This is a genomic window from Bacillus sp. 01N42_2 (assembly GCF_056399565.1).
Map to the genome: position 1 here is coordinate 385,242 of NZ_JBFTRO010000002.1, position 12,061 is coordinate 397,302.

Below are 12,061 nucleotides of genomic sequence, written 5' to 3' on the forward strand. Positions count from 1 at the left end.
CCGGTTGTCTTATCCCTCAATCTTTTTTCATATAAAAAACTTTCAATCCAGCGGAATGAAAGACAGTGACCCGTTATAGCCCTTATCTTCAAAATGCTGTGCATTTTTCTGGATGCGGCACCTTGCATGATACGCAGGTTGCCGGGCGTCATCGGTCCAGTCCCTCAGCCGCTCTTGATAAGCTTTTTAGATTTGTACTAAATTTTAGCACAATTCTAACAGAAGTCAACCCGAGTTTTTTGATAGGAATAATAAAACAGGCCCTGAGGCCTGTTTTTATTGTCATTATTTTTTAAACCAATCTTTTGACTCGGGATTTTGTTTCCATGATTTCAGTTTCTCAATGTCATCTGAATGTATCGTTCCGTTTTCAAGCGCTACTTCAATCAGCGTGTCATAATCTGTTAACGAGTAGTACGGCAGACCCGCTTTTTTAAAGGCTTCTCTTGCTTTCGGCAGTCCGTATGTAAAAATTGAAAGGACACCGAGAACTTCCGCGCCCTCTCTTTGAAGGGCCGCCGCAGCTTCAAGCACGCTGCCGCCGGTAGAAATCAAGTCTTCAATCACGACTGTTTTTTGTCCTTTTTTAACGGCGCCTTCAATTTGATTTCCTTTGCCGTGCGCTTTCGGTTTGCTTCTGACGTAGCACATCGGAGCGCCTGTACGGTCCGCGAGAAGCGCAGCATGCGGAATGCCTGCCGTTGCCGTGCCGGCGATCATCTCCGCCTCGGGGAAATGCTCTTTCAGCAGTCTGCCGAGCCCGTCCGCCACATCATTTCTCACTTTTGGATACGACAATGTCAGACGGTTGTCACAATAAATAGGTGATAAAATGCCGCTCGCCCACGTAAACGGCTCATTCGGGCGTAAAAAGACAGCTTTAATGTGTAATAGATGTTTTGCGATAGCCTGTTTCATCGGCGAACGCCCTCCCATTCCAGTTTAATGGCTTCATATGCTTTAACGGGGTTTTCAGCTTTTGTAATTGAACGGCCCACGACAATGGCTGACGAACCGTTTTCTTTCGCAAATGACGGAGTCGCCGTCCGGACTTGATCATCAGCGGCGTCATTGGCCGTGCGGATGCCCGGCGTGACTGTCAGAAATGACGGCCGGACCGCTTCATAAATGGCTTTTGTTTCATGAACCGAACATACCACGCCGTCCAGCCCGCACTCTTCAGCCATTTTGCCGTAATGCACAACCGTTTCTAACAGCGGCTTTTGCAGCAGAAGCTCTTCCTTCGCCATCTGCTCTGAAGTGCTCGTCAGCTGGGTGACTGCGATTAATGACGGGCGTTTTTTGCCTGCCGGGGTGCCTTCTTCAAGCCCCTCAAGAGCTGCGCGCATCATGCGTCTGCCCCCTGCGGCATGTACATTGACGAGATCAACGCCGAGGCCCGCAAGCCGCTTCATCGCTTTATTGACTGTAGTCGGAATATCATGAAGCTTCAAATCTAAAAATATATCACAGTTCCGTTCTTTTAATTGATGAATGATGGCGGGTCCTTCCTGATAAAAAAGTTCCATCCCCGTTTTGACAAACAGCTTTTCCTTTTCAAACAAATCTAGAAACGCTAAAGTTTCTTCTCCTGATGCAAAATCAAGCGCGATGATGGGCAGGTTGTTTTGCATGTTTCCAGCTCCTTCCGATGCATTCACTTACAGATTGATAACCGTATTGGCGCAGCACATGAGGGAGCTGTTCAATGATTTCCGGGCAGACGAACGGATTGACGAAGTTGGCCGTCCCTACGGCAACCGCACTCGCTCCGGCGAGAAGAAATTCTAATGCATCTTCTGCGGTCTGGACGCCGCCCATCCCGATAATCGGAATTTCAACGGCCTGGCTGACTTCGTATACCATCCGGATGGCGACCGGTTTGATTGCCGGGCCTGACAGTCCGCCCGTTTTATTTGCTAAAATCGGCCGTCCCGTCTTAAGATCAAGCCTCATCCCGACGAGTGTATTAATCATCGTCAGCCCGTCAGCACCGGCCGCTTCAATCGCTTTCGCAATTTCGGTTATGTTTGCGACATTAGGAGAAAGCTTCACATACACAGGCACTGAGGAAACTTCTTTCACCGCTTTTGTCAGATCGGCCGCCATGGCGGGATCAGTTCCAAAAGCAATCCCGCCCGTTTTGACATTCGGACACGAAATGTTCAGCTCAAGCGCATGCACATTCGGCGCTTGGCTGATGCGTTCGGCCACTTCTTTATAGTCTTCCACCTGAGAACCCGCGACGTTTGCGATAATCGGCGTGTCAAACTGTTCGAGCCAAGGCAGCTCATGATTGAGCACATGCTCCAGACCGGGATTTTGCAGTCCGATGGCATTCAGCATTCCCGCGCTTGTCTCCGCCACTCTCGGTGTCGGATTTCCGAAGCGGGCTTCGTTCGTGGTGGCTTTAATCATGATGCCTCCGAGGCATGATAAATCGTAAAATCCGGCATATTCCTTCCCGAAACCGAAACATCCGGAAGCGGGGATGATCGGGTTTTTCAATTGGAGACCCGGCAGAATCACCTCTAACATTACAGCGCCACCTCCTCAGCTTTAAATACCGGCCCGTCAAGGCAGACTTTTACATACGACGTATCGCTTTCGCCCGTACGGCACACGCAGGCGAAGCAAGCCCCTATTCCGCAGCCCATCCGCTCTTCCATCGAAAGGTAAACCTCTTTATGGCCGTACTGCTGCTTCAGCGCTTTCAGCATCGGTGTCGGCCCGCAGCTGAGCAGGACATCGAATTCGAGCTGCTTTTCGCGGATGACATCGGTGACAAATCCTTTTTCTCCATATGTTCCGTCAGCCGTCGCCACGTAGGTATCTCCGTACGCGAGACATTCCTGTTCGTAAAAAACATCCTTTGCTGATTGAAACCCAAGCACGTGAATAACGTTTACGCCTTTTTCCGTCAGTCGCTTTGACAGTTCCTGCAAAGGCGGAACCCCGACTCCGCCTCCGACTAACAGCGCGGTTTTGCCGGATTCTATCCGCCGGACGGGGAATCCGTTGCCGAGAGGGCCGAGAACGTCTATCCTGCCGCCCTCTTTTTTCTCAGACAAAAGACGCGTCCCCTCACCGTCAGCTCTGTAGATAACGGATACTTCATCCGCGGCGAAATTGACGTCCGCAATGCTGAGCGGCCTTCTTAATAGCGGCGTGACCGCGTCACTTACCTTCAGATGAAGAAATTGTCCCGGCTCGGTAAAGTGCCGGACAACCTCTCCTTTCAGCACCATCTTATAAATCCGGTCGGCAATTTCTGAGTTGGATTGAACAGTCAAGTGCGCTTTCTTCATACCGTAACGGCCGCCTTTTGATTGGTTTCAGATGCAGGCATATGATCCGCCCGGAATGTCATGCTTTCCAACACCCGCAAAATGGCTTCGGCCGTATCTAAAGATGTCAGGCAGGCGACTCCGTTCTCAACGGATTCACGGCGGATTCTGAAGCCGTCTCTGGCCGGCTGTTTTCCTTTTGTCAGCGTATTGATGACAAATTGCGCTTCTCCATTTCTGATGACGTCGATGAGATTCTTCCCTTCTTCGCCGATTTTCCCGACAACCTGAGCCGGAATCTGAGCGTCTTTCAAATAAGCGGCCGTTCCTTCCGTCGCCATGATGTTATAGCCGATAGCATGGAACCGCTTCGCGATCAGAAGTCCTTCTTCTTTATCTTTATCAGCAACAGTCAACAGCACCGAGCCGTAATTCGGAATTTGAATGCCAGAGGCAATCAGCGCTTTATAGAGCGCTTTTTCAAGAGTTGAATCTTTGCCCATGACCTCTCCCGTCGACTTCATTTCAGGCCCTAATGTAATATCCACTCTTCTCAGCTTCGCGAATGAGAAGACAGGCGCTTTCACATATACCCCCTGCTGTTCAGGCTGCAGTCCCTCTTGATAGCCGAAATCAGCAAGCTTTTGGCCGAGAATGACCTTTGTCGCCAGATTCGCCATCGGGATCTTTGTGATTTTGCTTAAGAACGGCACGGTTCTGCTTGACCGCGGATTTACTTCAAGCACATACACTTCACCTTGCGACAGGACGAATTGGATGTTCAGCAAACCGACGATGTTGAGGCCTTTTGCCAAGGCTACAGTGTATTGTTCGATTTTTTTCTTAATGTCTCCGCTTAAAGACTGAGGCGGATAGACGGCGATTGAATCCCCTGAATGGACGCCGGCCCGCTCGATATGCTCCATAATTCCCGGGATGACGACTGTTTCGCCGTCAGATACGGCGTCGACTTCGATTTCTTTCCCCGTCAGATAACGGTCGATTAACACCGGATGCTGCGGGTTGATTTTGACCGCATTTTTCATATAGTGAAGCAGCTCTTCTTCGTGATAGACGATCTCCATCGCCCGTCCGCCGAGCACATATGAAGGGCGGACAAGAACCGGATAGCCGATGGATGCGGCAATTTTGACCGCTTCATTCACCGACACAGCGGTTTTTCCGAGCGGCTGCGGCACGTTCAGCGCCTCAAGCGCCTGCTCGAACTTATCCCGGTCTTCCGCACGGTCTAAATCCTCAAGTGATGTGCCGAGAATCTTGACGCCGCGGGCGCTCAATTCTTCCGCAAGATTGATCGCAGTCTGGCCGCCGAATTGGACGACGACGCCTTCCGGCTGTTCCAAATCAATGATATGCATGACATCTTCAACCGTCAGCGGTTCAAAATACAGCTTGTCTGAAATACTGAAATCAGTTGACACTGTCTCAGGGTTGTTGTTGATAATAATCGCTTCATAGCCTGCCTGCTTGATCGCCCAGACAGAGTGAACGGTCGCATAGTCAAATTCGACGCCCTGTCCGATGCGGATTGGGCCGGAGCCGAGGACGACGACGCTTTTTCTTGATGTCACTTCTGATTCATTTTCTTCCTCATATGTGCTGTAGAAGTACGGGGTTTCTGATTCGAATTCCGCCGCGCACGTATCCACCATTTTATATACAGGCTTGATGGCTGCTTCTTTTCTCATTTGGTACAGCTCTTGTTCCGGCATATTCCATTCCCGGCTGATGTATTTGTCGGAGAAACCGAGTTCCTTCGCTGTCTGCAGGACGGTGAGGCTGCCTTTTTCCGCTTTCAGCTTGGTTTCAAAAGCGACCAGCTTACAGAGCTTGTGCAAAAAGAAGACGTCAATTGCGGAAAACTCATGAAGCTGTTCGACTGTGTAGCCTCTTCTGAACGCTTCTGCAAGGTAAAACAGCCGTTCATCTCCGGCCTTTCTGATCCGTTTTTCCAAAAGTCCGTCAGAAATTTCTTCCGCATCCTTCAGTTCCAGGTGATAGACATCAGCTTCCAATGAGCGGACCGCCTTTAACAGCGATTCTTCAAGGGTGCGTCCGATAGCCATGACCTCTCCGGTGGCTTTCATCTGCGTTCCGAGTCTGCGGTTTGCCGACTCAAATTTATCAAACGGCCAGCGCGGGATTTTTGACACGACATAGTCAAGCGCAGGCTCAAAAGCCGCATATGTTTTTCCCGTTACGGGGTTCATCATTTCATCAAGAGAAAGCCCGACTGCGATTTTCGCCGCAAGCTTTGCGATTGGGTAACCTGTCGCTTTTGAAGCGAGGGCGGATGAGCGGCTCACCCGCGGATTCACTTCGATAATGTAATATTGGAAGCTGTCGGGATCGAGCGCGAGCTGAACATTACAGCCGCCTTCTATGCCGAGCGCGCGGATCAGCTTTAATGAAACATTGCGCAAAAGCTGGTATTCCCGGTCGCTCAGCGTCTGGCTCGGAGCAACGACGATGCTGTCGCCCGTATGGATGCCGACCGGGTCGATATTTTCCATATTGCAGACGACGATCGCGTGATCTCTGCTGTCTCTCATGACTTCATATTCGATCTCTTTGTAGCCGGCGATGCTTTTTTCCAATAGGCATTGATGGACGGGGCTTAGTTTTAATCCGTTTTCGACGATCTCTTTCAGCTCCGCTTCATTCGAGCAGATGCCTCCTCCCGTTCCGCCTAATGTGTAAGCGGGGCGCACGATAACCGGAAACCCGATCCGGCCGACAAATTCCTCAGCTTCCTGCAAAGTGCGGATAATCTCGCTTTCCGGCACCGGTTCATTCAGCTCATTCATCAGTGTACGGAATAAGTCGCGATCTTCCGCCTGCTGGATGGCGGACAGTTTTGTGCCGAGCACTTCCACTCCGCATTCCTCGAGAACCCCGAGTTCAGACAGCTCGACGGCAAGATTCAGTCCGGTCTGCCCTCCGAGGGTCGGCAGGATGGCATCCGGCCGCTCTTTTCTGATGATACGCGTGAGAAATTCCGTCGTCAGCGGTTCGATGTATACCCGGTCGGCCATTTCCGTATCCGTCATAATCGTTGCCGGATTTGAGTTGACGAGAATGACTTCATAGCCTTCTTCCTTTAAAGCGAGACACGCCTGTGTGCCCGCATAATCAAATTCCGCCGCCTGTCCGATAATAATCGGGCCTGATCCGATCACTAAAATCTTTTTAATATCTACGCGTTTTGGCATACCGCTTCCCCTTCTTTCTCAGTTGTTTCGATCAAGTCAATGAATCTGTCAAATAAATGATTGGCATCTTCCGGCCCCGGTGAAGCTTCGGGGTGGTACTGAACCGTAAATGCCGGCAATGTTTTATGCTTGAGGCCTTCGATCGTTTGGTCATTGATCGCAATGTGCGTCACTTCAAGCTCCGTCTCATCTATAGAAGAAACTGTATATCCGTGGTTTTGAGCGGTTAAAGCGACTTTCCCTGTCGCAAGCTCTTTAACCGGATGGTTGGAGCCCCTGTGTCCGAATTTCATTTTTTCCGTATCCGCTCCTGATGCCAGCGCAAATAATTGATGGCCGAGACAGATTCCGAATAACGGCACCTTCCCGAGTATGCCTTTTATCATCTCAATCGCTTCCGGCACATCTTTCGGATCTCCGGGTCCGTTAGATAGCATGATGCCGTCCGGCTTCAGCTGGAGCACTTCTTCCGCCGTTACATTGTACGGCACAACGATGACATCACATTTTCGTTTGTTTAATTCTCTTAAAATGCCGTGCTTCATGCCGAAATCAACGAGTACGATGCGTTTGCCGCGGCCCGGACTCGGATAAGCCGTTTTCGCCGATACTTGAGCGACTTGATTTCTCGGCAGTTCCGTTTCTTTCAGACGTGCCAGAACCGCTTCGACATCCTCCTCGCAAGATGCAAATGTTCCTTTTAATGCACCGGCCGTGCGGATCATTCTTGTGAGCTTTCGCGTGTCAATCCCTTGTAAGCCGGGGATATTTTTCATTTTTAAATACTCGTCAAGCGTGTAAGCAGATCTCCAGTTGGAAGGCAGCTCGCACAGTTCTTTTACGATCAGCCCTTTTACAAAAGGAGTGATGGATTCAAAGTCATCTCTGTTAATCCCGTAGTTGCCGATCAGAGGATACGTCAGTGTCACGATCTGCCCGCAGTAGGAAGGGTCTGATAAAATTTCCTGATAACCGGTCATTCCCGTGTTGAATACGACTTCACCCGCGGTATGCTCCAGGCTCCCGAATGCTTCACCCTCAAATACCGCTCCATTTTCCAGCACTAGTCTTCTTTTCATTTGACGAGTCTCCCTTCTTCATATGCAAGCTTACCGGCAGCCATCGTTGCAACAGGCCAGCCGAAGCACTTCATCTTGTTGAATGGCGTATTTTTTCCTTTAGATAAAAATGTATCTTTGTCAATGGCCGCTTCTTTTTCCAGATCAATCAGGGTGATGTCAGCCGGTGCGCCTGGTGCAAGCGTTCCGTACGGAAGACCGAACGCTTCGCAAGGTTTTGTTGTCATGAAATCAACCAGCTGCTTCAGCGTCCACGTCCCGTTTTTCACAAAATGTGTGTACAGAAGCGGAAAGGCTGTTTCTAAACCGACGATACCGAAAGGCGCAAGCTTCATGTCCGTGTTTTTCTCTTCTTCTGTATGCGGCGCATGGTCAGTGGCGATGAAATCAATCGTGCCGTCTAAAAGCCCTTCGATCAGCGCCGCTCTGTCCTCTTTGCTGCGAAGCGGCGGATTCATTTTAAAATTGGTATCAAGTCCCGGGATATCTTCGTCACAAAGCAGCAGGTGGTGCGGCGACACTTCGGCTGTCACGCGGATTCCCGCTTTTTTTGCGTCTCTTACGGTTCTGACGGATTCTTTCGTGCTGATATGACACACATGGTAATGGCAGCCCGCCGCTTCCGCCAGAAGCACGTCACGGGCGATATGTACCGCTTCACAAATGGAAGGTATACCGTTCAGGCCGTTCGCTTTTGAAAAAGAGCCTTCATGCACGCTTCCGCCGTAAATAAGTGAGTTATCCTCACAATGAGCGACAATCGCTTTATTTATTGAAGCCGCCCGTTTCATGGCTTCATACATCATTCCGGCCGTCTGAACGCCGACGCCGTCATCGGTAAAGGCGAATGCGCCCGCTTCATGAAGCGCCTTAAAATCTGTCATTTCTTGGCCGGTTTGTCTGACCGTAATGGATGCGTAAGGAAGAACTCTGACAGATGAGGTTTCTTTGATCCGGTTTTGCAGCCATTCCATCTGCTCTTTCGTATCCGGCACGGGTCTTGTATTCGGCATGGCGGCGACTGTGGTAAAACCGCCGCGCGCCGCAGCTTTAGAGCCAGTTTCAATGGTTTCTTTTTTCTCGCCGCCCGGTTCTCTGAAGTGCACATGAAGGTCCACGAGTCCCGGTGAGACGAACAGTCCGTCAGCGTCAATCACCGTTTCTCCGTCTTGCGCGGTCAGAATGCCGGTTTCCGCAATGATTTCTCCTGTTACCCGGATATCCTGTTTCACTTTTTCTCCCTGTTCATTTAGCATCCAGCCGTTTTTAATGAGATAAGACATAAGCCGCTTCTCCCCTTTTCGCATTGGTTTGCAGTGCTCTTTTTAAGACTGCCATTCTGATATACACACCATTTTCCATTTGTTTAAAGATTCTTGATTTTTCGCATTCTACTAATGTTGTGTCAATTTCGACTCCTCTGTTTACCGGTGCGGGGTGCATGATAATGGCATGCCGCTTCATGCTTTCCGCCCGCTTTGCGGTCAGCCCGTATGCTTCCAGGTAGCCTTTTTGGTCGGCTTCTGTCTGGTGCCTTTCATTTTGGATGCGGAGCAGCATGACGACATCTGAAGCTTGTATGGCTTCATCCGTCTGTACACAGGTGCCGAAGGCGTTTTTCTCATCCTGCCATTGCGGCGGCCCTGAAAACAGCACGCGTGCGCCGAGCCTTGTCAGCACCTCGGCATTTGACCTTGCCACCCTGCTGTGTTTGATATCGCCATGAATGGAAACCGTCAGACCCTGAAAGGTCTCAAATTCCTCTTGAATCGTCATTAAATCGAGCAATGACTGAGTCGGATGCTGGCCGCAGCCGTCGCCTGCGTTTAAGATCGGAATATTGACTCTGTCTATCAGATCTTTGTAATATTCATCCGTGCTGTGCCTGATGACGCAGGCGTCCGCTCCGATTGATTCCAGTGTTCTGACCGTGTCGTATAAGGACTCGCCTTTTTGAACGCTTGTGCTCGTGCCGTCTAAGCTGAGCACGTTCATTCCGAGTTTCTTTTCCGCCACTTCAAAGCTGAACCGCGTTCTCGTGCTCGGTTCAAAAAACAGATTCGCAACGAATTTTCCCGCGAGATCAGGGCGGACTGTACCCTCTTTTATCGCTTTTGCCTCACGCAGCAGTTCTGTAATTTCAGCCGCGCTCAGTTCAGACATCGCCGTTAAATGATTCATGTTTTTTCTCCTCCGTTTCCGCTTGAAGGCCGTAAAAAACACCCCGGTCTATAGACTCGGGGTGCGGTTAAAGAGAGAAGCGGCGTACAGCTTCTTCCCGTTATAACCCTTCCAAGCCTCTCTGGACTTTCTTTAAAAGGTTTACATATGATTTTGTTTTTCCGTTACGTCCGTGTCTTCGTCATTTGTGTGCGGCAGGACAAGGTTCAGAATGACTCCGACGATTGCCGCAAGCGCCATGCCGGATATTTGAAACCCGCCTTTTGATACTTGAATGAACGCACCGCCGACGCCGATCACGAGGATGACGGATGTGATAATTAAATTTCGCTTGTTTTCATAATCAATGTTGTTGTCAATCAGCATTCTCAAGCCGCTGGAGGCGATGATTCCGAAGAGCAGGAAGGAAACGCCTCCCATAACCGCTGACGGAACAGAGCTGATCAGCGCCGAAACTTTGCCGATAAATCCGAAGCACAGCGCAATCACGCCGGCGCCGCCGATGACAAAGACGCTGAACACTCTTGTAATTGCCAGTACTCCGATGTTCTCGCCGTATGTCGTCGTCGGCGGGCCGCCGATTAACGAAGCGATGATCGTCGCAACACTGTCCCCCATTATGGAGCGGTGCAGTCCCGGCTTTTTAATGAAATCCTGCCCGACAACTTTACTCAGCACCATTTGATGGCCGATATGTTCTGACATCGTCACGAAAGCGACCGGCACCATCGCAGCCGCAATGCCCAACGTCACTGACGGCGTATAGTCTTTGAAAGGGATGATAAATTCAGGAACGGCGAACCATTTTGCATCAATGACCGGCTGGAAATTGACGATGCCCTGCGTCAGTGCAAACAGATAGCCGCCTATAATGCCGATCAATACCGGAATCAGGCTTAAAAATCCCCGTAAAAAGATGGCGCAGATAATGGTGATGGCCAAAGTGACGCCGGCTACACTGAAATGTTTCAGGCTGTAGACGAGTTCCTTCGCATTCGGATCGGCATACATTGCCATATTGACGGCTGTACTCGCCAATCCGAGGCCGATGACGATGATGACCGGTCCGACGACCACCGGCGGCAGCAGCTTCATCAGCCACCCCGTTCCAAGCTGCCTGATGAGCAGTGCGATCAGGCCGTACACAATTCCCGCCAGGAAGGCGCCGACCATGGCAGCCCCCGGCCCTCCCGCCGCTTTCACCAAGATAATCGGTGAAATAAAAGCGAATGATGAGCCGAGATAAGCGGGAATCCGGCCTTTTGTCACCAAGAGATAGGCGAGTGTCCCGATTCCGCTCGTGACAAGCGCCACTGCCGGGCTCATTCCGACCAGTTTCGGCACGAGTATGGTTGAGCCGAACATGGCGAATAAATGCTGCAGGCTGAATGACAGCCAGGACAATGGATTGGGGACGTCCCTGACTCCCAGGTTTACTTTTTTCTTACTCATGGCGTTTTCCTCCCGGTTGACTTTCAAATGGTATAAAAAAACCTCTTTGCTTACGCAAAGAGGCATACAAAACCCGGCCGCGTCGATCCGCCCGGCTTTGTGTTTTAAAATCCTCTTTGCAGACTCTCTGGAATGCATTTAAAAAGGGTGATTATTCATTTTCGTATATGGCGACCATATCAGTCTGATCAACTTCACTCAGCTGAACCATCACTTTTTCAGCTTTTGAAGTCGGGATATTTTTCCCGATATAGTCCGCTCTGATCGGCAGCTCCCGGTGCCCTCTGTCGACAAGCACGGCAAGCTGTATCGATGACGGCCGTCCGACATCAACGAGTGCATCCATCGCCGCTCTCACCGTTCGGCCGGTATAAAGCACATCATCGACCACAATAACCTTTTGGTCTGTGATATCAGCCGGAATGTCCGCACCTTTTACAAGCGGTTCCTCATTGCTCGTTTTTTTTGTGAGATCGTCACGGTAAAGGGTAATATCAATTTCTCCGACGGTGACCGGATTTCCTTCAATCTGTTCAATCCGTTCAGCCAGCCGCTTTGCTAAATAAATGCCTCTTGTTTTAATCCCTACAAGAATGCAGTCATTCATTCCTTTATTCCGTTCGATCATTTCATGGGCTATCCTTGTCAGCGCCCTTCTGATGGCCTGTTCGTCGAGAATAACAGCTTTTTGATTCACTCGTGACACCTCTCCATTCGTATATAAGAAGAAAAAACCCCTCCTGCCAGAGCATAGAGGGGTTCCTTTCCAGGACGAAGACACACACGTATCTCTTCTGTCCTTTCCGTTATCCTTCTCAGCCTCTCTGGA

Annotated in this window: 10 protein-coding genes and 1 riboswitch; all 10 genes read right to left on the minus strand. The window is 50.3% G+C overall.

Annotated features, from left to right (window positions below; genetic code table 11):
• Window positions 1-79 precede the first annotated feature (79 nt).
• Window positions 80-184, minus strand: a riboswitch (SAM riboswitch).
• A gap of 101 nt (window positions 185-285) precedes the next feature.
• On the minus strand, window positions 286-918 hold the full coding sequence (gene pyrE / locus AC1DN5_RS05605) for an orotate phosphoribosyltransferase (protein WP_332873608.1): 633 nt from the start codon (window positions 916-918) through the stop codon (window positions 286-288).
• A complete protein-coding gene (gene pyrF / locus AC1DN5_RS05610; protein WP_016936180.1) occupies window positions 915-1,634 on the minus strand; it encodes an orotidine-5'-phosphate decarboxylase in 720 nt (239 codons plus the stop codon). Before pyrF ends, pyrE begins: the two co-directional genes overlap by 4 nt.
• Entirely contained in the window at window positions 1,603-2,538 is a 936-nt protein-coding gene (locus tag AC1DN5_RS05615) for a dihydroorotate dehydrogenase (RefSeq protein WP_016936181.1), read from the minus strand. Before AC1DN5_RS05615 ends, pyrF begins: the two co-directional genes overlap by 32 nt.
• Window positions 2,538-3,308, minus strand: a complete 771-nt coding sequence (locus AC1DN5_RS05620) for a dihydroorotate dehydrogenase electron transfer subunit (RefSeq protein WP_016936182.1) — start codon at window positions 3,306-3,308, stop codon at window positions 2,538-2,540. Before AC1DN5_RS05620 ends, AC1DN5_RS05615 begins: the two co-directional genes overlap by 1 nt.
• Window positions 3,305-6,520 (minus strand): carbamoyl-phosphate synthase (glutamine-hydrolyzing) large subunit, encoded by a 3,216-nt coding sequence (carB, locus tag AC1DN5_RS05625; RefSeq protein WP_016936183.1) that lies wholly within the window; start codon window positions 6,518-6,520, stop codon window positions 3,305-3,307. Before carB ends, AC1DN5_RS05620 begins: the two co-directional genes overlap by 4 nt.
• Window positions 6,505-7,599: a carbamoyl phosphate synthase small subunit gene (locus AC1DN5_RS05630; protein WP_016936184.1), complete on the minus strand. Its 1,095-nt coding sequence runs from the start codon at window positions 7,597-7,599 to the stop codon at window positions 6,505-6,507. The genes carB and AC1DN5_RS05630 overlap by 16 nt, the downstream gene beginning before the upstream one ends.
• Window positions 7,596-8,882: a dihydroorotase gene (locus tag AC1DN5_RS05635; protein WP_366969406.1), complete on the minus strand. Its 1,287-nt coding sequence runs from the start codon at window positions 8,880-8,882 to the stop codon at window positions 7,596-7,598. Before AC1DN5_RS05635 ends, AC1DN5_RS05630 begins: the two co-directional genes overlap by 4 nt.
• Window positions 8,866-9,780 (minus strand): aspartate carbamoyltransferase catalytic subunit, encoded by a 915-nt coding sequence (locus AC1DN5_RS05640; protein WP_045926091.1) that lies wholly within the window; start codon window positions 9,778-9,780, stop codon window positions 8,866-8,868. The genes AC1DN5_RS05635 and AC1DN5_RS05640 overlap by 17 nt, the downstream gene beginning before the upstream one ends.
• Window positions 9,781-9,921: 141 nt before the next feature.
• Complete coding sequence (pyrP, locus tag AC1DN5_RS05645) at window positions 9,922-11,232, minus strand: uracil permease PyrP (protein WP_095240745.1); 1,311 nt, start codon at window positions 11,230-11,232, stop codon at window positions 9,922-9,924.
• Window positions 11,233-11,383: 151 nt separating this feature from the next.
• Window positions 11,384-11,929, minus strand: a complete 546-nt coding sequence (gene pyrR / locus AC1DN5_RS05650) for a bifunctional pyrimidine operon transcriptional regulator/uracil phosphoribosyltransferase (RefSeq protein WP_003154392.1) — start codon at window positions 11,927-11,929, stop codon at window positions 11,384-11,386.
• Window positions 11,930-12,061: the final 132 nt, after the last annotated feature.